We start from the raw sequence: 18,858 nt of genomic DNA, 5'->3' as shown, positions 1-18,858 counted from the left end.
TCGGTGCTCGGTGCTCGACAGTCGCGAACCTCGCTGCGCTCAGCGCTCGGTGCTCGACAGTCGCGAACCTTGCTGCGCTCAGCGCTCGGTGCTCGACAGTCGCGAACCTTGCTGCGCTCAGCGCTCGGTGCTCGACAGTCGCGAACCTCGCTGCGCTCAGCGCTAGGTGCTCGACAGTCGCGAATCTCGCTGCGCTCAGCGCTCGACCTCGCCGCGGATGAACTTCTCGACGTTCTCCTTGGCCTCGTCGTCGAAGTACTGGACCGGCGGGGACTTCATGAAGTACGAGGAGGCCGACAGGATCGGGCCACCGATGCCGCGGTCCTTGGCGATCTTCGCGGCGCGGACGGCGTCGATGATGACACCGGCGGAGTTCGGGGAGTCCCAGACCTCGAGCTTGTACTCCAGGTTCAGCGGGACGTCGCCGAACGCGCGACCCTCCAAGCGGACGTAGGCCCACTTGCGGTCGTCCAGCCAGGCCACGTAGTCCGAGGGGCCGATGTGGACGTTCTTGGCACCCAGCTCGCGGTCGCGGATCTGCGAGGTGACGGCCTGGGTCTTGGAGATCTTCTTGGACTCCAGTCGCTCGCGCTCGAGCATGTTCTTGAAGTCCATGTTGCCGCCGACGTTCAGCTGCATGGTGCGCTCGAGGATGACACCGCGGTCCTCGAACAGCTTGGCCATCACGCGGTGCGTGATGGTGGCGCCGACCTGGGACTTGATGTCGTCACCGACGATCGGCACGCCGGCCTCGGTGAACTTGTCCGCCCACTCCTTGGTGCCCGCGATGAACACCGGCAGGGCGTTCACGAAGGCGACCTTGGCGTCGATGGCGCACTGGGCGTAGAACTTGGCCGCGACCTCGGAGCCGACGGGCAGGTAGCAGACCAGGACGTCGACCTGCTTGTCCTTGAGGACCTGGACGACGTCGACCGGGGCCTCGTCCGACTCCTCGATGGTCTCCAGGTAGTACTTGCCCAGGCCGTCGAGGGTGTGGCCGCGCTGGACGGTCACGCCGGTCGGCGGGACGTCGCAGATCTTGATGGTGTTGTTCTCGCTGTTGCCGATGGCGTCGGCCAGGTCGAAGCCGACCTTCTTGGCGTCGACGTCGAAAGCGGCGACGAACTCCACGTCACGGACGTGGTAGTCACCGAACTGGACGTGCATCAGCCCGGGGACCTTGCCGGCCGGGTCGGCGTCCTTGTAGTACTCGACACCCTGCACCAGCGAGGCGGCGCAGTTGCCCACGCCGACGATGGCTACGCGAACCGAACCCATTTCCGGTTGCTCCCTGTGATCTCATGAGGACCGCCGGAGTCGGCGGCACTCGTCCTGCTTCTTCGATGACTGCTTGTACGGGCGCGAGGCGCCCTCTCCTGCCGCGTGGCACAGGGCTGACGCGGTGTCAGCGCTCCTGGGCGGAGCGCCCCGGGCGGTCGTACGGTGGCCCGGACGGGTCCGGGGACCCGGTCTCCTGGCCACGGCCGTCCGAAGTCTGGTGGGGTCCGGAGGCCGTGCCGCCGACGGTGGCGGGCCCGGTCCGGCCGGTGCGGTTGGCCCGTTCGGTCTCGATCAGCTCGTTGAGCCACCGGACCTCGCGTTCCACCGACTCCAGTCCGTGCCGCTGGAGCTCGACGGTGTAGTCGTCGAACCGTTCGCGGGCGCGGGCCAGCGAGTTGCGCATCCGCTCGAGGCGCTCCTCCAGCCGACTGCGTCGACCTTCCAGGACGCGCATCCGCACGGCCCGATCGGTCTGGCCGAAGAACGCGAAGTGGACGCCGAAGCGCTCGTCCTCCCACGCGTCGGGGCCGGAGTCGGCGAGCAGCTCCTCGAACCGCTGCTTGCCCTCGGCGGAGAGCCGGTAGACGATCTTCGACCGCTTGCCGTTGAGCGCGGTGGCCGGGACGTACTCGACGTCCGGGTTGTCCTCGACCAGGAAACCCTGGGCGACCAGGCTCTTCAGGCACGGGTAGAGCGTTCCGTAGGAGAGCGCTCGCAGCGCTCCGAGCAGGATGTTGAGCCGTTTCCGCAGCTCGTAGCCGTGCATCGGGGCGTCATGGAGCAGGCCGAGAACGGCGAACTCCAGCACTCCTGAGCGCCTGCCCACTGCCGTCGTCCTCCTCCCTCCCGACCTCGCCCCGGCCGCTGCATCCGGCGGTATACCGCTTCGATGTATCGGCTCGATATATCGAGAACAGTAAACCCGACCCTTGGAACGGGCAAGGGGGGCGCGCGTGAATGTGATCACAAGCCGACGCGCGGGTGGGCTTGGCAACGGGCGTGTAATGATCTGTCGCCGTTTTGCGGTAATTGACGGCTGATGCCCGATTAATTGTCATTTCGTGCTGCGTACGCTGTCGCGTGTGCACGAGGACCAACCTCCGGGGTTAGGGCGGTCCGGGCATCGGACGTGAACCCTGCCTTCAGGCTGGAAAGCCTGGCGAGGAGTGGCTGGAACATGAGCGAGCGACGGCGAAGGACGCCCGACCCGGGCGGTGACGGGCAGCAGCCCCCGGGAGGCGGTGGCCGTCGGGGTGGGCCCGGTCCCGATGAGCTGGGCTCGGACGGGCTCGGCCGTCGACGCCCGCCCGGTGTCCGGGAGACCGCTCAGCAGCCCCGGATGGGTCGTGCCGAGATGCGCAAGGCCGCGCAGAAGAAGGGCAAGGGGGGTGGCCGGCGAGGTGCCGCCGCCGCTTCCGCCGCCGCGGCCGCAGGCCCCGGCAAGAAGCGTTTCATCGACTACCCCCGGTGGGGCAAGACCGGTGTCCGGCGCTGGTTGCCGTCCTGGAAGCAGTGGCTGAGCGCCTTCCTGCTCTTCTTCGCCACCGGCGTGGGTGTCGTGTTCTACCTCTACCAGACCACGACGGTCCCGGACCTCAAGGACCTGGTGAAGGAGCAGAACACGATCTACTACTGGGCCGACGGCAGTGAGATGACCCGCAAGGGCGACACCAACCGCCAGATCGTCGAGCTCCAGGACATGAGCCCCTACCTGCAGAACGCCGTCATCTCGGCCGAGAACGAGACCTTCCGCACCGACAGCGGCATCGACCCCAAGGGCATGCTGCGCGCCGTCTACAACATGGCGAAGGGCGGGGAGACCCAGGGCGCCTCGACGATCACCCAGCAGTACGTCAAGAACGCCTACCTGAGCCAGGAGCAGACCCTCAGCCGCAAGCTGAAGGAGTTCTTCATCACGCTGAAGATCAACCAGCAGATGGGGAAGCCCGACATCCTCAAGGGTTACCTGAACACCAGCTGGTTCGGCCGCAACGCCAACGGCGCGCAGGCCGCCGCCCAGGCGTACTACGGCGTCAACGCCAAGGACCTGAACCTCTGCCAGAGCGCCATGCTGGCCGGACTGCTGAAGGGCGCGAACTACTACGACCCCTCCAAGCCGGCCAACCACGACCGCGCGGTGGACCGCTGGAAGTGGATCCTGGACCGGATGGTGGAGACCAAGAACGTCAGCGCGGAGGAGCGGGCCAAGTGCACCACGTTCCCCGAGCCGATCCAGCAGAAGCCCAGCTCCAACATGAACGGTGAGATCAGCTACCTGGTCGACACCGTCAACCAGTACGTGATGGCCACCGACAAGTCGATCACCCAGCAGATGATCGACAAGGGCGGCCTGAAGATCTACACCACCTTCGAGAAGGACAAGGTCGACGCCCTGAAGAAGGCGGTCGACGACGTCAAGGCGGAGAACCTCAACCCGCAGAAGCGTCCCGACAACGACACCTTCATCCAGTTCGGCTCGGCCAGCATCCGCCCCGGCGACGGGGCGATCGTCGCCCTCTACGGCGGTGACGGCGTGGAGAACGGCCACTTCGACAACAACGCCAACGCCACCGGTGTCCAGGTCGGCTCGACCTTCAAGCCCTTCGTGCTGGCCACCGCGATGCAGGTCGGCGTGCAGACCGCGAAGGGCGATGACGGCAAGCCGAAGCGGATCAGCGCCGACAGCCGCTACCTCGCCGACGACCTGTCCGAGATCCGCAAGCCGGACGGCTCGCTGGTGATCGGCGACGACGGCAAGCCCTACCGGCAGAAGAACGAGGACGCGGGCAAGCGCGGATACGTCTCGCTACGCCAGGCCATGCAGTTCTCGTACAACGTGCCCTTCGTCCAGCTGAACCAGGACGTCGGCGGCCAGAACGTGGCCGACATCGCGGTGCAGATGGGCATCAAGAAGGACAGCCTGGCCGACCCGAAGACCCCGACCTTCCCGCTCGGCACCTCCACCATCAGCCCGATCCGGATGGCCACCGCCTACGGCACCCTCGCGGCCAGCGGCAAGGAGGCCGAGCCCTACTCGGCCACCAAGGTCGAGGTGGACGGCAGGGAGCGCCCGGGCTTCGGCAAGAAGGACACCAAGGCCGCGCTGGAGCCGGCCGTCGCCGACAACGTCACCGACGTGCTGGTGAACGTGGCGAAGAACGGTACCGGTCAGAAGACCAGCACGCTGGGCCGCCCGGTGGCCGGGAAGACCGGTACCACCGACCAGAACAAGTCGGCCTGGTGGGTCGGCTACACCCCGCAGCTGGTGACCAGCGTCGCGATGTGGCGGGAGGACCCGAGCAAGCACGACCGGCTCTCGCTCAACGGCACCGGCGGCAAGGAGTCCATCCACGGTGGTGACATCCCGACCGATATCTTCACCCGCTACATGAAGGCCGCGCTGGCCAACGAGAAGAAGATGGACTTCCCGAGCCCGCAGCCGGTCGGCACCGAGGTGGACTCCTCCGGCGCGCCGTCCACGGCGACCGCCACGCCGACCCAGACCGCGACCCAGACCCCGACCGAGGCCCCGTCGGCCCCGCAGCCGACCCAGCCGCAGCCGGCGCCGCCGCAGCCGCAGCCCACCCAGGGCGGGGGCTGCGTGCCGGGCGTGGACTGCCCGCCGACCCCGCAGCCGACCCACCCGCCGAAGCCGACGCCGACGGACACCTGCTTCCTGATCGGCTGCACGACGCCGACACCGACCGGCGGTGGCTCGACGGGCGGCAGCACCGGCAAGCCGGGTGGCGGCGGCAAGCCGACTCCGAGCAGTACGACCACGCCGTAGGACGCGGCCGGTCGGTGAGACGCCGAAACGGCGGTGGCGGTCCTCCTCGGAGGGCCGCCACCGCCGTTTCGCCGTGTTTCGCCGCCCGCGCCCCCTCCGTACCACTCGTGCTGCCGGGGCCACCGCGGGGTCCTCCTCGTCCCGGCGCATCCGGTGCGGCAGGATGTCCGGCATGACGTCGAGCGATCGTGACGAAACCGCGGGCCCGGACGGGCCCGGCGCCGCCGCAGGGCCCACCCCGGCAGCCGTCGCCACGGCCGCGCCGCCGGCCAACACCGTGGTCGTCCCGGCCGACGAGGACCGGGTGGCGGCGGCCGGCAGCGAGGTGTTCGGCGGTCCGCCCGGGCGCCGGGCGCTGCTCGGCGTCTCCTGGTGGATCCCGGCGCGCTTCCTGGCGCTCGTGGTGATCGTGGTCTCGGCGCTCGGCATGGTGCACAACCTGCCCTGCTACAACCAGGCCTGGTTCCAACCGGGGTCGCCCCAGTACATCCACGCCTGCTACAGCGACATCCCGCACCTGTTCTCCGGGCGCGGTTTCGAGGCCGGGCTGCACCCGTACGTGGACCGCATCCCGGGCAGCTCGGGGGATCTCCAGTACCTCGAGTACCCGGTGCTGACCGGCCTGTTCATGCAGGTCGCGGCCTGGCTGACGCCCGGCGGCGGCACCCAGCAGGACCAGGAGCAGTGGTTCTGGGCGATCAACGCCGGGATGCTGATGGCCTGTGCGGTGGTCGCCGTGGTGGCGCTCTCGCGCACCCACCGCCGCCGCCCCTGGGACGCCCTGCTGTTCGGGCTCTCGCCCGTCCTGCTGCTCAACGGCACGGTCAACTGGGACCTGCTCGCGGTCGCCCTGACCGCCGTGGCGATGGCCTGGTGGGCCGGCTCCCGGCCGGGCTGGGCCGGCGTCTTCATCGGCCTGGCCACCGCCGCCAAGCTCTACCCGCTGCTGCTGATCGGCCCGCTGCTGGTGCTCTGCTGGCGGGCCGGGAAGTGGCGCGAGTTCCGGGTGATGCTGGGCGGCGCGGTGGGCGCCTGGCTGGTGGTCAACCTGCCGATCATGCTGGCCAACTGGCAGGGCTGGTCGACCTTCTACGTCTTCAGCAAGCACCGCGGCGAGGACTACGGCTCGTTCTGGCTGATCCTGATGCAGAACCGCGGCGTGGGGCTGGCCGACCTCGACCTCTACATCGGGTTGCTGATGGTGCTGGGCTGTGCGGCCATAGCGTGGCTGGGCCTGTCGGCGCCCCGTCGGCCGCGCTTCGCGCAACTGGCCTTCCTGGTGGTCGCGCTGTTCGTGCTGGTCAACAAGGTGTACTCGCCGCAGTACGCGCTCTGGCTGCTGCCGCTCGCGGCGCTGGCCCGGCCGCGCTGGCGGGACGTCCTGATCTGGCAGGCCTGCGAGGTGCTGTACACCCTGGGCATCTGGTCCCACCTGGGCTTCGTCACCGGGCCCAAGCAGCACGGGATCGGCGAGCCCTGGTACCACTTCGCGATCGTGCTGCACCTGCTCGGCACGCTCTACCTGGTCGTGCTGGTGGTCCGCGACGCCCTGCACGCGGACCGCGACCCGGTCCGCCGGGACGGCAGCGACGATCCCTCCGGCGGGGTGCTGGACCGCGCCCCGGACGTGTTCACGCTGGGCACCGCCCGACGGCTGCGCGAGGAGGAGAGCTACGCCGCCTACGCGCCGGCCGGCCCCGAGCAGTGGCTCAAGGAGCCCGGACTGCCGGAGCCGGCCGAGAGGCCGTAGGGTCACGAGCGAGCCGAAGGGCCGCGCCGGTGCCGAAAGGGAGAAGCGACTAGCGAGGTACGAGCGCCGGAGCGCCGACCGTCGCCAAGAGGGGGATGCTCAGCGGTCCACCACGCGGTCGAAGTGCGTGGTGGTGTGCCGGACCTGGAGGCCCAGCTCCTCGCCGATCGCGGGGGGCTTGGTCTCCCCGTCCAGGAACAGCAGCGACACCTGCATGTGCGGCGGCTCGGCGAACCAGAGCTGCTTGCCCGCCCAGTGGAACGGCGACTTGGTCTTGTTGACGGTCGCCAGGCCGGCCCGGGCGATGCCCTTGGCCCGCGCACCCATGCTCGCCACGTACTTGGGCGCCTCCAGGCCGATGCCGTGCGCGGTGCCGCCGGCGACCACCACGATGTGGCCGTCGGAGGGCGCCGGGTGCTGGCGGTAGCCGTAGCGGTCGCCCTTCTTCACCGGGGTGACGTCCAGCACCGTGGCCCGGACCTCCAGCGCGGCGTGGTCGCCGAGCCAGAGCCGGGTGCCGATCCGGGCCCGGAACACGGTGTCCGGGTAGCGTTGGGTCAGCTGGTCCATGCCGGCCGCGCCGAGGTGGCTGACGAAGACGGTGTGCACCGGGATGCCCGCCGCCCTGGCGGTGTCCACCCAGTACGCGACCTCCTCGACCGGGCTGGAGCCGTCCGGCCGGTCCATCGGCAGGTGCAGCGCCAGGCCCTCGAAGGAGACCCCTTCCAGCTCGCCGGCCACCGTCCGCAGGTCGGCCGCGCTCACGCCGTGCCGGCGCATGGTGGTCATGCACTCCAGCACCACCCGGGTGCCGTGCAGCGCGCGCAGCGCGTCCACGCTGGCCACCGTCCGGATCACCCGGGCGTGCGGCAGCGGGAGCACCTCCTCGCCGACCCGGTACGGGGTGAGCACCAGCAGCTCGCCGCCGTACCACTCGGCGGCGTCGGCCGCCTCGTAGGCGGTGCCGACGGCCAGCACACCGGTGCCGAGCAGCGTCGCCTCCTCGGCCAGCCGGTGGTTGCCCAGGCCGTAGCCGTTTCCCTTGGCGACCGGCACCAGGCCGGGGAACTCGGCCAGCACGGACCGCTGGTGCGTGCGCCAGCGTTCGGTGTCGAGGTAGAGCGACAGCGTCATCGGGTCAGCCTCCTCAGCGGCGGGACATGTAGAGGTCGAGGGCCTTGTGCAGCAGCTTGTTCAGCGGGAAGTCCCACTCGCCGAGGTACTCCGCCGCCTGGCCGCCGGTGCCGACCTTGAACTGGATCAGACCGAACAGGTGGTCGTTCTCGTCCAGGGTGTCACTGATGCCGCGCAGGTCGTACACGCCGCCGCCGAGGGCGTAGGCGTCGCGCATCATCCGCCACTGGATCGCGTTCGACGGCTTGACCTCGCGCTTGTGGTTGGCCGAGGCGCCGTAGGAGTACCAGACGTGCTCGCCGACCACCAGCATCGTGGTCGAGGCCAGCGGCTCGCCCTCGTGGTAGGCGATGTAGAGCCGCATGCGGTTCGGGTCCTCGGCGTTGAGGGCGTTCCACATCCGCTGGAAGTAGGCCAGCGGCCGCGGGGTGAACCTGTCGCGCTCGGCGGTCACCAGGTAGAGCTGGTGGAAGATCGGCAGCTCGTCGTAGCCGCCCTGGACCACCTCGACGCCGCTCTTCTCGGCCTTCTTGATGTTGCGCCGCCAGAGCTGGTTGAAGCCCTTCTGGATGTCGTCCAGCGAGCGGTTGGCCAGCGGCACCTGGTACACGTAGCGCGGCTGGACGTCGCCGAAGCCGGCGCCGCCGTCCTCGCCCTGCAGCCAGCCGGCCTTGCGCAGCCGGTCGGCGACCTCGAAGGCGCGCGGCTCGTACCAGTCGGCCTCGATGTCGCGCAGGCGCTTGGCCTGCTTGGCGGCGATGGCCTCCTTGATGGTGGGGGCGTTCCAGCGGCGGATGACCACCGGCGGGCCCATCTTCACCGAGAAGGCGCCCTGCGACTTCAGGTGCGCCAGCATCGGGGAGAGCCAGCGGTCGAGGTCGCGGTCGAACCAGTCGATGACCGGGCCCTCGGGCAGGTAGGCGAGGTAGCGCTTGACCTTGGGAAGCTGGCGGTAGAGCACCAGGCCGGCGCCGACGAGCTGGTTGTGCTCGTCGAACCAGCCGATCGACTCGGAGCGCCACTCGGCCTTCACGTCACCCCAGGCCGGCACCTGCATGTGGCTGGCCGAGGCGCGGCTCCTGATGAAGGCGAGGTGCTCCTCGCGGGTGATCGTCCTCAGGCGAAGGCTCATTGCTCGGTGCTCCTCGTCGGTCGGGCTGCGGTGGCCCCAGGTTCTCGGGGTGACCCTATCGTCCGGGGCCCGGGGGCCCGCCGCTGCGGGCACGACGGCGCCCCCGTCGCGTACCTGTCTCCTTGCAGATACGCGACGGGGGCGCCGAGGGTTCCTGAACCCGGGCTCCCGGGGGTCTCAGCCGACGAGGCCGCCGCGGGCGATGCCGAGGTAGAAGCCGATCGCGGAGGCGCCGAGCGTGATCATCAGGACGAAGCGCTCGGCGGTGGTGACCGAGACGAACATGCCCCAGAGCCCCGTGACGATCCCGGCCAGGCCGGTCCACGAGGTCAGCACGTGCAGGTTGTGGAAGAACGAGGTGGTGAAGGCGATCACGCCCAGCACGGCGGTGAGTGCCACCAGGGTGTTCTCGCGGGGGTGCGGGTGGCCGTCGGTGTTCAGCGTGAGCGCGGGCATGCGGTGGACGGATTGGGCCATGAGTCCCACCTCCTGGCGTGGAGACGAACGGGCAGGAATCCCGTTCCGTCCAGATTGCGGCGGTTGGGTCGGTCTCACAACCCCTATGCGTTTTGTTCGGCCGTCCGGGTGCAGGTAGGCTGTGCCGTCTGCACTGGTGTAGTTGTGCCCCCCTTGCGCCCTCTTCCGGGTGACATCCTCTTTCGGGTGAGCGGGGCCGACTGTCGGACCCGGCCACTACGGTGAGCCGGAGTCGTCACTGCTCCGGTGCCGACGCTACGCACAACCCTCCTGCCACGGAGAGACCGTGGCCGCTGAGTCCAAAGGAGGTGGGTTACTCATGCGTCACTACGAGGTGATGGTCATCCTCGACCCCTCGGTCGAGGAGCGCGCTGTCTCCCCCCTGATCGAGTCCTTCCTCGCCGTCGTCCGCAACGCCGGCGGCAAGGTTGAGAAGGTCGACACGTGGGGTCGCCGCCGTCTGGCTTACGAGATCAACAAGCAGTCCGAGGGCATCTACTCGGTCATCGACCTGAAGGCCACGCCTGAGGTCGTCAAGGAGCTCGACCGCCAGCTGGGCCTGAGCGAGTCGGTTCTGCGGACCAAGGTCCTGCGCCCGGACACCCACTGAGCCACCTCTGAGGCCTTCGGGTCTCGGGTAGCTCGCGTCCGCTGTTTCACGTGAAACAGCGGTGAACGGACATCTTCCCGAGAGGTCATCACCACCATGGCAGGCGAGACCGTCATCACCCTCGTCGGCAATCTCGTCGACGACCCCGAGCTGCGCTTCACCCCGTCGGGTGCGGCGGTCGCGAAGTTCCGTATCGCGTCCACCCCCCGCACCTTCGACCGTCAGACGAACGAGTGGAAGGACGGCGAGAGCCTCTTCCTCACGTGCAACGTCTGGCGCCAGCCGGCGGAGAACGTGGCCGAGTCGCTCCAGCGCGGCATGCGCGTCATCGTGCAGGGCCGACTGCGCCAGCGGTCTTACGAGACCAAGGAAGGCGAGAAGCGGACGGTCTTCGAGGTCGAGGTCGACGAGGTGGGCCCGAGCCTGCGCTCGGCGACCGCCAAGGTCACCCGGGCCAACCGCTCCGGCGGTCCTGGCGGCCCCGGTGGCGGCTTCGGCGGCCAGCAGGGTGGCGGCCAGGGCGGCTGGGGCGGCGGTGGCGGCCAGCAGGGCGGCGGCTGGGGTGGAAACTCCGGCGGCGGCCAGTCCGGCCCCTCCGACGACCCGTGGGCGTCCAGCGCCCCGTCCGGCGGCCAGCAGGGCGGCGGCTGGGGTGCCCCGTCCGGTGGTGGCTACTCGGAAGAGCCCCCGTTCTAAGAGCTGACAGATTTCGTGCGGCCCGGCCGCCAGCGTCCCCGGACGCCCGCCGGGCCGTGAACCCCAAATGGAGCACACCATGGCGAAGCCGCCTGCTCGCAAGCCGAAGAAGAAGGTTTGCGTCTTCTGCAAGGACAAGGTCAACTACGTTGACTACAAGGACACGAACCTGCTGCGGAAGTACATCTCCGACCGCGGCAAGATCCGTGCCCGCCGGGTCACCGGCAACTGCACCCAGCACCAGCGTGACGTCGCCACGGCCGTGAAGAACAGCCGTGAGATGGCGCTGCTGCCCTACACCAGCACCGCGCGCTAAGAGAGGGTGACCGAGTAATGAAGATCATCCTCACGCACGAGGTGCCGGGTCTCGGCTCCGCCGGCGAGGTCGTCGAGGTCAAGGACGGCTACGCCCGCAACTACCTGGTCCCGCGTGGCTACGCCATCCGCTGGACCAAGGGTGGTCAGAAGGACGTCGACGCCATCCGTCGCGCCCGCAAGATCCACGCGATCCAGACCCTTGAGGCCGCCAACGAGGTCAAGGGCCAGCTCGAGGGCGTCCAGGTCAAGCTGGCCGTCCGCTCGGGTGACGCCGGCCGTCTGTTCGGCTCGGTGACCCAGGCCGACGTCGTCGAGGCCATCAAGGCCGCCGGCGGCCCGGCTGTGGACAAGCGCGCCGTCGCGATCGCCTCGCCGATCAAGACCGTGGGCACCCACAAGGTCTCGGTCAAGCTGCACTCGGACGTCGTGGCCAACCTCGACGTCGCCGTCGTGGCTGCCTGAGTCCCACAGCAGTGGCCTGAGGGCCGGACTCCCCCCGGGGAGTCCGGCCCTCGGTCGTTCCAGGGTGTTCCGGGCCGGGGCTCAGCCCCGGACGGCCCCGGTGACCAGCCAGCGGCCGCCGCGGGCGCGGGCCACCAGGAACACCGCGCGGACCAGCATGAACAGGTTCATCGCCCACCAGAGCCCGGCCAATCCGGTGCCGGTGGCCGGCACCAGGGCCGCCGTCGGGGCGAACACCGCCAGGGTGGCGAGTGCGGCCCAGGCCAGGTACGGGCCGTCCCCGGCACCCATCAGGACGCCGTCCAGCACGAAGACCGGACCGGCCACCGGCTGGCTGAGCGCGAGCAGCAGCAGGGCGGTGTCCAGCTGGCCCTGGACCGCCGGGTCGGGGGTGAAGAGCGGGACGTACAGCGGGCGGGCGAGCACCACCAGCAGGCCGAGCACCACCCCGGAGCCGAGGCCCCACTCGACCATCCGCCGGGTTGCCGCCTTGGCGCCCGGGACGTCGGCGGCGCCCAGGTAGCGGCCGATGATGGCCTGCCCGGCGATCGCGATGGCGTCCAGCGCGAAGGCCAGGAAGCTGAACAGCGTCATGGTGATCTGGTGCGCGGCCACCTGGTCGTCGCCGAGCCGGGCGGCCACCGCGGTGGCGATCATCAGCACCGCGCGCAGGCTGACCGTCCGGACCAGCAGCGGACCGCCCGCCTTGGCACCGGCCCGGATGCCCGCCGCGTCCGGCCGCAGCGAGGCCCGCTCGTGGCGGGCGCCGCGGACCACCACGACCAGGTAGACGGCGGCCATCCCGGTCTGCGTCAGCACGGTGCCCCAGGCCGAGCCGGCCACCCCGAGCCCCGCCCCGTACACCAGGCCTGCGTTCAGGCCGATGTTGGTGGTGAAGCCCGCGACCGCCACCAGCAGCGGCGTACGGGTGTCCTGGAGACCGCGCAGCACACCGGTGGCCGCCATCACCAGCAGCATGGCCGGGATGCCCAGCGAGCTGATCCGCAGGTAGGTGACCGCGTACGGCGCGGCGGTCGGCGAGGCGCCCAGCACCCCGGCCGCCCAGGGGGCCAGCAGCAGAGTGAGCAGGACGACCGGGACGGCCAGCCCGAGAGCGAGCCAGAGACCGTCGACGCCCTGCTGGACGGCGCCCCGGCGGTCCCCGGCGCCGATCTGGCGGGCCACCGCGGCGGTGGTGGCGTAGGCGAGGAAGACGAACACACCGGTCGCGGTGGTGAGCGCGGCGGAGGCGACGCCGACCCCGGCGAGCTGGGGGGTGCCGAGGTGGCCGACGATCGCCGAGTCGGCCATCAGGAAGAGCGGTTCGGCGACCAGCGCGCCGAAGGCCGGGACCGCCAGGGCGAGGATCTCGCGGTCGTGCCGGCGGCTGGGGGGCTCGGTGGGGGCGGCGGTCATGGGCTCCAGGGTACTCATCCACAGGTAATGGGTGATAGCCCTATGCAGTCGTTACTCGAAATCCTGAGCGACGAGCTCTGTGCGCTGGGTGCCCACAGCCGTTCGGTGGTGTGTGAAGAATTTCTCATGCACAGGCCCGGGAAGAGGTATTCGCAGGTCAGGGGGTTGACGGTGGATCGATCGTCTGGTTATCCACAGGAACTTCCACAGGGGTGTCCACAGCTTTGCGGCAGTTCTCCACAGCCCAGGGCCACTCGTCCACACCCCCTGTGGATAACCGCCTTGGCGCAAGGGCTCCCGGCGCCTTAGCGTGGGCCGTCCACCCGACACTCCCACCCGCCCCGGCGTCCGATTTGTCGGTGCCATGGCGTACAAAGAGGAGCGGCTCCGCTCCACCCAGCCACCGGCAAGGCCTGCTCCAACTCGCACCACTCGCTGATCGGGGAACACGCGTGACCGGCCCCCAGTACGACGACCACGACGCCCCGCCGCCGGAGGAGGACTGGCAGACCGCCGAGGACCCGTTCCCGGTCGGTGCCTTCGACGACGCCCCCTTCCCGGACGGGCCCGGCGACCGGCTCCCGGTCCCCCGGAACCGTGGTGGCCAGGGCGGCGGCCGGGGCGAGGGCTTCCGCAAGGGCGGCGGCTTCAAGAAGGGCGACCGCCGGGACGACCGGGACCGCCGCGAGGACGAGGGCCAGGGCGGCGTCGACGGCTTCGAGCGCGTCCCTCCGCAGGACCTCGCCGCCGAGCAGTCCGTCCTGGGCGGCATGCTGCTCTCCAAGGACGCCATCGCCGACGTGGTCGAGGTGCTCAAGCCGGCCGACTACTACCGGCCCGCGCACGAGATGGTCCACGGAGCGATCCTCGACCTCTACGCCCGCGGCGAGCCGGCCGACCCGATCACCGTGGCCGGCGAGCTGACCAAGCGCGGCGAGCTGCAGCGCGTCGGCGGCGCCTCGTACCTGCACACCCTGGTCAACTCCGTCCCGACCGCGGCCAACGCCGAGTACTACGCCCAGATCGTCCACGAGCGCGCCGTGCTGCGCCGCCTGGTCGAGGCCGGCACCCGGATCGCCGGAATGGGCTACGCGGCCGAGGGCGACGTGGACGAGATCGTCAACGCCGCCCAGGCGGAGATCTACGCCGTCACCGAGCAGCGCACCAACGAGGACTACGCGCCGCTCGCCGACATCATGGAGGGTGCCCTCGACGAGATCGAGGCGATCGGCTCCCGCAACGGCCAGATGTCCGGCGTGCCGACCGGTTTCGCCGACTTCGACCAGCTCACCAACGGTCTGCACCCCGGCCAGATGATCGTCATCGCGGCCCGACCCGCGATGGGCAAGTCCACCCTCGCGCTGGACTTCGCCCGGGCCTGCTCGATCCACCACAAGCTGCCGAGCGTGATCTTCTCGCTCGAAATGGGCCGCAACGAGATCGCCATGCGGCTGCTCTCCGCCGAGGCCCGGGTCGCGCTGCACCACATGCGCTCCGGCAACATGACGGACGACGACTGGACCCGGGTCGCCCGCCGGATGCCCGACGTCAGCGAGGCGCCGCTGTTCATCGACGACTCGCCGAACCTGTCGATGATGGAGATCCGCGCCAAGTGCCGCCGGCTCAAGCAGCGCAACGACATCAAGCTGATCGTGATCGACTACCTCCAGCTGATGCAGTCCGGCGGCTCCCGCCGGGCCGAGAACCGCCAGCAGGAGGTCTCGGACATGTCCCGTAACCTCAAGCTGCTGGCCAAGGAACTGGAAGTCCCGGTCATCGCGCTGTCCCAGCTGAACCGTGGTCCCGAGCAGCGCACCGACAAGCGGCCGATGGTCTCGGACCTCCGTGAGTCCGGCTCGATCGAGCAGGACGCCGACATGGTCATCCTGCTGCACCGCGAGGACGCCTACGAGAAGGAGTCGCCCCGCGCGGGCGAGGCCGACCTGATCGTCGCCAAGCACCGTAACGGCCCGACCGCCACCATCACGGTCGCCTTCCAGGGCCACTACTCGCGCTTCGTCGACATGACCCGGGACTAAGGGCCGGTCCAGGTCCTAGGGCCGGCCGGTCCCGCAGGAGCTGGGCCGGTGCCGGTCGAGGTGGGCGCGGGGCCGTCGGACCGCTGATCACCCGGTGGTCACCTGAGCTGAGCAGGGCTCGTCCCCGGTGGGGGACGAGCCCTGCGTCGTACGAACGGTCGGCGGTCGCCGTCAGACCGTGACGGTGGCGCGGAACAGCGTGCTGCCGGTGCCGGAGAGGCTGGTCGGGGCGCCGGTGGCCGGAAGGAAGGCGGACTGGCCGCGGGCGAGGTCCAGCGCGGTACCGTCGGCGCCGGTGAGCCGTACCGCGCCCTCGGTGCAGAGCAGGATCTGCGGGGTGCGACCGTCGATCTCGCGCCCGACGCCGTCCAGCTCGAAGCGGGAGAGCCGGAACTCGTCGATCGGGGCGGGGTAGAGCTGCTCGCCGGGGGTGCCCTCGACCGGGACGGGACGGACCACCCGGGCCGCGCCGGACTCGAAGACCACGACCTTCAGCAGCTCCGGCACGTCGATGTGCTTGGGGGTGAGGCCGGCCCGCAGCACGTTGTCCGAGTTGGCCTGCAGCTCGACGCAGACGCCGGACAGGTAGGCGTGCGGCACCCCGGCGCCCAGGTAGAGCGCCTCGCCGGCACGCAGCCGGAAGTGGTTGAGCAGGAAGGCGGTGATCAGGCCGCGGTCCTCCGGGAAGTCCTTGGCGATCCGCGCGTACGGGGCGTAGTACCAGTCCGGATCGCCGGTGTCGCACGCCGTCAGTACCTCGGCGGTCTCCCGGACGGTCTTCCTGGCGGTCTCGTCGTCCATGGTGAGGAGGGCGGCCAGCGTGCCGCGCAGCGCCTCGGACTCGTCCTCGACGCACAGCAGGTCGATCAGCGGGTCCAGCCCGGGCACCGAGAGCCGGGCCATCAGCTCGGCCGTCTCGGTGGGCCGGCGGAAGCCGCACAGGCCATCGAACTCGCCCAGCGCACAGATCATTTCGGGCTTGTGATTGTCGTCGCGGTAGCTGCGCTCGGGGGCGTCCAGCGGTATGCCCAGGGCGTTCTCGGCGGCGAAGCCGGCCTTGGCCTGGTCCAGCGTGGGGTGCGCCTGGATGGACAGCGGGATGCCCGCGGTGAGCACCTTGAACAGGAACGGCAGGGTCGGGCCGAACCGGGCCACGCTCGCCGCGCCGAGCTCTCGCTCGGGGTCGGCCGCGATCAGCTCGTCCAGTCGGCGCGGGCCCTCGCCGCGGTCGGCGCGGGACGGGTCGCCGGGGTGGGCGCCCATCCACAGCTCGGCCTGCGGTTCACCGGTCGGTTCCTGCCCCAGCAGCTCGGGCAGGGCCGTGAGCGACCCCCAGGCATACGGGCGGACGGTGTTGACGAGCCTGTCCATGCGCGCGGTCCTACTCCTTCGCTGGCTGGGCGGGTGTGCCGGATCGGCGGGGCGGGCCCGGCCGTCCGGGCGGTCCGGGCACGGGCAAGGGCATCGACCCTAGCCCACCCGCATCACCCACGGGGAAATGGTGGTCGTCCGGTGGGAGTGCCGTGGTCGGACCGGTGGTTCCCGGGCGCGGTAGTAGGATGCCAGGACGCAGTAGTCCCCGCCCCGCACAGCATTCTCCACCGCCGACAACCCGCCGGCGGGCTGTCGGCGGGACCGCGTTCCAGAGTGCGGGCGACGGTGTTCTGATACTCCCCGCCATCGGCCGAGAGGTTTGTACGTGACCGTGAACCAGCAGAGTTTTGCTGATCTCGGCAGGGTCCTGGTGATCATCCCGACCTACAACGAGGCGGAGAACGTCGAACGGATCGTCGGCCGGGTCCGCGCCTCGGTGCCCGAGGCGCACGTGTTGGTCGCCGACGACAACAGCCCCGACGGCACCGGTGAGCTGGCCGACAAGCTGGCCGCCGAGGACCCGCACGTCCACGTCATGCACCGCAAGGGCAAGGAGGGCCTGGGCGCCGCCTACCTCGCCGGCTTCCGCTGGGGCATCGACAACGGCTACGACGTCCTGGTCGAGATGGACGCCGACGGCTCGCACCAGCCCGAGGAACTGGACCGGCTGCTGGGCGCGCTGCGCGGCGCCGACCTGGTGCTCGGCTCGCGCTGGGTGCCGGGCGGCCGGGTGGTGAACTGGCCGAAGTCCCGGCTGCTGCTCTCGCGCGGTGGCTCGACCTACTCCCGGCTGATGCTGGGCGTGCCGATCCGGGACGTCACCGGCGGCTACCGGGCCTTCCGCAAGGAGACCCTGCTGGGGCTGGGCATGGACCAGGTCGCCTCGGCCGGGTACTGCTTCCAGGTCGACCTGGCCTGGCGCACGGTGAAGGCCGGGTTCAAGGTCGCCGAGGTGCCGATCACCTTCGTCGAGCGCGAGCTGGGTGCGTCCAAGATGAGCCGCAACATCGTGATCGAGGCGCTCTGGCGGGTCACCACCTGGGGTGTCGCCGACCGGGTGGCCCGCCTGCGCGGGGCCGTGACCAAGCGCTGAGCCCGCGGGTGTCTGAAGGGCCCGTCCACCGGTTCGCCGGTGGGCGGGCCCTTCGTCGTTCGTGGGCGGGGCCGTTCCGGGAATGTCAGCAGCCGCCCTTGAGCGCGCTCTCCGGCAGGTAGCGGTCGGCCCAGAGGGCCAGCTCGGTGAGCGCCGGCTTCAGCGCGACGCCGCCCTCGGTGAGCCGGTAGCTGACCCGTAGCGGCGGGCCGGCGTCGACCTCGCGGACGACCATCCCGGCCTCGGTCAGCTCGGTCAGCCGGTCGGAGAGCATCCGCTCGCTGATGCCCGGGATCGCGCGGCGCAGCTCGGAGAAGTAGGCCGGGCCGCTCTGGTTGAGCACGCCCAGCAGCAGGCCGGTCCAGCGCTTCCCGAGCAGGGTGAACACCCGGGTGAGGGCCATCTCGACGTTGGTGCAGCCGCTCTGGTCCCCGGCGACGCACGCCTCCACGGCGGTCGGCGCCCCATCGGTCACTACCTCGTGCTCGGCCATGGGATCCAGCGTACTCGACCTGTCACTAGTGACTGCAGAAAAGTAAGCTGCTACGGTACTTGCAGCTGCAGGAGAAACAGCAGCTACTTATTCTCTGGAGGTCTCCATGCCCACGCTTCTGCACATCGACTCCTCCGCAGTCGCCGGCGGCTCCGTCTCCCGCGAGGTCACGGCCGCCTTCCGGGCCGCCTGGCTGGCCGAGCACCCCGAGGGAACGGTGATCCACCGGGACCTCGCCGCCGACCCGATCCCGCACCTGGACGTGCACGGCATCACCGGCGGGTTCGTCCCCGCCGAGGGCCGCAGCGCCGAGCAGACCGCCGCCTTCGCACTGCGCGACGAGCTGATGGCCGAGCTGGAGCAGGCCGACGCCGTACTGATCGGCGCCCCGATGTACAACTTCACGATCCCGTCGACCCTCAAGGCCTGGCTGGACCAGGTGATCCTGATCGGCCGCACCGCGGGTGAGGAGCCCTCCGCCAAGGGCACCCCGGTCACCGTGGTCGCCGCCCGCGGCGGCTCGTACGCGCCCGGCGCCCCGCGCGAGCCGTACGAGTTCGTCACCACCTACCTGGAGAAGGTGCTGACCGGCATGCTCGGGCTGGAGGTCGACTTCATCGTCCCCGAGTTCACCCTGGCCGGGTCCGTCCCGGCGATGGCCGACTTCGTCCCGAAGGCCGCCGAGTCCAAGGCCCAGGCACTGGAGCAGGCCGCCCGCCGCGGCAAGGAGCTCGCCGCCCGCACCGCGGTGTGAGCCGCGCCCGAAGGCGCGCCCCGTCGGGCGCGCCTTCCGCGC

Annotated in this window: 17 protein-coding genes; 9 read left to right on the top strand and 8 right to left on the bottom strand. The window is 70.3% G+C overall.

Annotation, left to right across the window (positions count from 1 at the left end; genetic code table 11):
• Positions 1 to 195: 195 nt before the first annotated feature.
• On the bottom strand, positions 196 to 1,278 hold the full coding sequence (locus tag ACWC9T_RS01365) for an inositol-3-phosphate synthase (protein WP_396247349.1): 1,083 nt from the start codon (positions 1,276 to 1,278) through the stop codon (positions 196 to 198).
• A 127-nt stretch (positions 1,279 to 1,405) separates the two neighbouring features.
• Positions 1,406 to 2,107 carry a PadR family transcriptional regulator gene (locus ACWC9T_RS01360; RefSeq protein ID WP_449819008.1) on the bottom strand — a complete coding sequence of 234 codons (702 nt, stop codon included), beginning with the start codon at positions 2,105 to 2,107 and terminating at the stop codon, positions 1,406 to 1,408.
• Between the two features lie 513 nt (positions 2,108 to 2,620).
• Between ACWC9T_RS01360 and ACWC9T_RS01355 the strand changes: the two genes are divergently transcribed.
• Entirely contained in the window at positions 2,621 to 5,068 is a 2,448-nt protein-coding gene (locus tag ACWC9T_RS01355; RefSeq protein ID WP_449819007.1) for a transglycosylase domain-containing protein, read from the top strand.
• Between the two features lie 172 nt (positions 5,069 to 5,240).
• Positions 5,241 to 6,818 (top strand): glycosyltransferase family 87 protein, encoded by a 1,578-nt coding sequence (locus ACWC9T_RS01350; protein ID WP_449819006.1) that lies wholly within the window; start codon positions 5,241 to 5,243, stop codon positions 6,816 to 6,818.
• A gap of 99 nt (positions 6,819 to 6,917) precedes the next feature.
• On the opposite strand, the gene ACWC9T_RS01345 is transcribed toward ACWC9T_RS01350, so the two are convergent.
• The 3 genes from ACWC9T_RS01345 to ACWC9T_RS01335 form a co-directional block, all read right to left on the bottom strand.
• Positions 6,918 to 7,952: an alanine racemase gene (locus ACWC9T_RS01345; RefSeq protein WP_449819005.1), complete on the bottom strand. Its 1,035-nt coding sequence runs from the start codon at positions 7,950 to 7,952 to the stop codon at positions 6,918 to 6,920.
• A 13-nt stretch (positions 7,953 to 7,965) separates the two neighbouring features.
• Positions 7,966 to 9,084: a lipid II:glycine glycyltransferase FemX gene (locus ACWC9T_RS01340; protein WP_355668901.1), complete on the bottom strand. Its 1,119-nt coding sequence runs from the start codon at positions 9,082 to 9,084 to the stop codon at positions 7,966 to 7,968.
• A gap of 177 nt (positions 9,085 to 9,261) precedes the next feature.
• Positions 9,262 to 9,561: a hypothetical protein gene (locus tag ACWC9T_RS01335; protein WP_449819004.1), complete on the bottom strand. Its 300-nt coding sequence runs from the start codon at positions 9,559 to 9,561 to the stop codon at positions 9,262 to 9,264.
• A gap of 319 nt (positions 9,562 to 9,880) precedes the next feature.
• Here ACWC9T_RS01335 and rpsF point away from each other — a divergent pair, with 319 nt between their 5' ends.
• The 4 genes from rpsF to rplI all read left to right on the top strand — a co-directional run bounded on the left by rpsF (position 9,881) and on the right by rplI (position 11,647).
• Positions 9,881 to 10,171 carry a 30S ribosomal protein S6 gene (gene rpsF, locus ACWC9T_RS01330; RefSeq protein ID WP_396247356.1) on the top strand — a complete coding sequence of 97 codons (291 nt, stop codon included), beginning with the start codon at positions 9,881 to 9,883 and terminating at the stop codon, positions 10,169 to 10,171.
• A 96-nt stretch (positions 10,172 to 10,267) separates the two neighbouring features.
• Entirely contained in the window at positions 10,268 to 10,867 is a 600-nt protein-coding gene (locus tag ACWC9T_RS01325; protein ID WP_396247357.1) for a single-stranded DNA-binding protein, read from the top strand.
• Positions 10,868 to 10,946: 79 nt separating this feature from the next.
• Positions 10,947 to 11,183 carry a 30S ribosomal protein S18 gene (rpsR, locus tag ACWC9T_RS01320; RefSeq protein WP_030059640.1) on the top strand — a complete coding sequence of 79 codons (237 nt, stop codon included), beginning with the start codon at positions 10,947 to 10,949 and terminating at the stop codon, positions 11,181 to 11,183.
• A gap of 17 nt (positions 11,184 to 11,200) precedes the next feature.
• Positions 11,201 to 11,647, top strand: a complete 447-nt coding sequence (gene rplI, locus ACWC9T_RS01315; protein WP_396247358.1) for a 50S ribosomal protein L9 — start codon at positions 11,201 to 11,203, stop codon at positions 11,645 to 11,647.
• Positions 11,648 to 11,728: 81 nt separating this feature from the next.
• Here rplI and ACWC9T_RS01310 read toward each other — a convergent pair whose 3' ends face one another.
• Entirely contained in the window at positions 11,729 to 13,063 is a 1,335-nt protein-coding gene (locus ACWC9T_RS01310) for an MATE family efflux transporter (protein WP_449819003.1), read from the bottom strand.
• Between the two features lie 452 nt (positions 13,064 to 13,515).
• Between ACWC9T_RS01310 and dnaB the strand changes: the two genes are divergently transcribed.
• Positions 13,516 to 15,102, top strand: coding sequence for a replicative DNA helicase (gene dnaB / locus ACWC9T_RS01305; RefSeq protein ID WP_449819002.1), 1,587 nt, complete (start codon positions 13,516 to 13,518; stop codon positions 15,100 to 15,102).
• Positions 15,103 to 15,273: 171 nt separating this feature from the next.
• On the opposite strand, the gene manA is transcribed toward dnaB, so the two are convergent.
• Positions 15,274 to 16,473, bottom strand: coding sequence for a mannose-6-phosphate isomerase, class I (gene manA / locus ACWC9T_RS01300; RefSeq protein ID WP_449819001.1), 1,200 nt, complete (start codon positions 16,471 to 16,473; stop codon positions 15,274 to 15,276).
• A gap of 328 nt (positions 16,474 to 16,801) precedes the next feature.
• Here manA and ACWC9T_RS01295 point away from each other — a divergent pair, with 328 nt between their 5' ends.
• Positions 16,802 to 17,569, top strand: a complete 768-nt coding sequence (locus tag ACWC9T_RS01295) for a polyprenol monophosphomannose synthase (RefSeq protein ID WP_449819000.1) — start codon at positions 16,802 to 16,804, stop codon at positions 17,567 to 17,569.
• Positions 17,570 to 17,654: 85 nt separating this feature from the next.
• Here ACWC9T_RS01295 and ACWC9T_RS01290 read toward each other — a convergent pair whose 3' ends face one another.
• Positions 17,655 to 17,972, bottom strand: a complete 318-nt coding sequence (locus ACWC9T_RS01290; protein ID WP_396247573.1) for a winged helix-turn-helix transcriptional regulator — start codon at positions 17,970 to 17,972, stop codon at positions 17,655 to 17,657.
• Between the two features lie 196 nt (positions 17,973 to 18,168).
• On the opposite strand from ACWC9T_RS01290, the gene ACWC9T_RS01285 reads away from it, so the two are divergent.
• Positions 18,169 to 18,816 (top strand): FMN-dependent NADH-azoreductase, encoded by a 648-nt coding sequence (locus tag ACWC9T_RS01285; RefSeq protein WP_449818999.1) that lies wholly within the window; start codon positions 18,169 to 18,171, stop codon positions 18,814 to 18,816.
• Positions 18,817 to 18,858: the final 42 nt, after the last annotated feature.

The organism is Kitasatospora sp. NPDC001159 (assembly GCF_053598235.1).
The sequence above is the reverse complement of the archived record's forward strand: the minus strand, read 5'-3'. Positions and strand labels throughout refer to the sequence as shown.

Excerpts from the sequence above, each read along its gene's own strand:
- ACWC9T_RS01365 (WP_396247349.1), bottom strand. The coding sequence starts at position 1,278 with ATGGGTTCGGTTCGCGTAGCCATCGTCGGCGTGGGCAACTGCGCCGCC.
- ACWC9T_RS01355 (WP_449819007.1), top strand. The coding sequence starts at position 2,621 with ATGGGTCGTGCCGAGATGCGCAAGGCCGCGCAGAAGAAGGGCAAGGGG.
- ACWC9T_RS01350 (WP_449819006.1), top strand. The coding sequence starts at position 5,241 with ATGACGTCGAGCGATCGTGACGAAACCGCGGGCCCGGACGGGCCCGGC.
- ACWC9T_RS01345 (WP_449819005.1), bottom strand. The coding sequence starts at position 7,952 with ATGACGCTGTCGCTCTACCTCGACACCGAACGCTGGCGCACGCACCAG.
- ACWC9T_RS01340 (WP_355668901.1), bottom strand. The coding sequence starts at position 9,084 with ATGAGCCTTCGCCTGAGGACGATCACCCGCGAGGAGCACCTCGCCTTC.
- ACWC9T_RS01335 (WP_449819004.1), bottom strand. The coding sequence starts at position 9,561 with ATGGCCCAATCCGTCCACCGCATGCCCGCGCTCACGCTGAACACCGAC.
- rpsF (WP_396247356.1), top strand. The coding sequence starts at position 9,881 with ATGCGTCACTACGAGGTGATGGTCATCCTCGACCCCTCGGTCGAGGAG.
- ACWC9T_RS01325 (WP_396247357.1), top strand. The coding sequence starts at position 10,268 with ATGGCAGGCGAGACCGTCATCACCCTCGTCGGCAATCTCGTCGACGAC.
- rpsR (WP_030059640.1), top strand. The coding sequence starts at position 10,947 with ATGGCGAAGCCGCCTGCTCGCAAGCCGAAGAAGAAGGTTTGCGTCTTC.
- rplI (WP_396247358.1), top strand. The coding sequence starts at position 11,201 with ATGAAGATCATCCTCACGCACGAGGTGCCGGGTCTCGGCTCCGCCGGC.
- ACWC9T_RS01310 (WP_449819003.1), bottom strand. The coding sequence starts at position 13,063 with ATGACCGCCGCCCCCACCGAGCCCCCCAGCCGCCGGCACGACCGCGAG.
- manA (WP_449819001.1), bottom strand. The coding sequence starts at position 16,473 with ATGGACAGGCTCGTCAACACCGTCCGCCCGTATGCCTGGGGGTCGCTC.
- ACWC9T_RS01290 (WP_396247573.1), bottom strand. The coding sequence starts at position 17,972 with ATGGCCCTCACCCGGGTGTTCACCCTGCTCGGGAAGCGCTGGACCGGC.
- ACWC9T_RS01285 (WP_449818999.1), top strand. The coding sequence starts at position 18,169 with ATGCCCACGCTTCTGCACATCGACTCCTCCGCAGTCGCCGGCGGCTCC.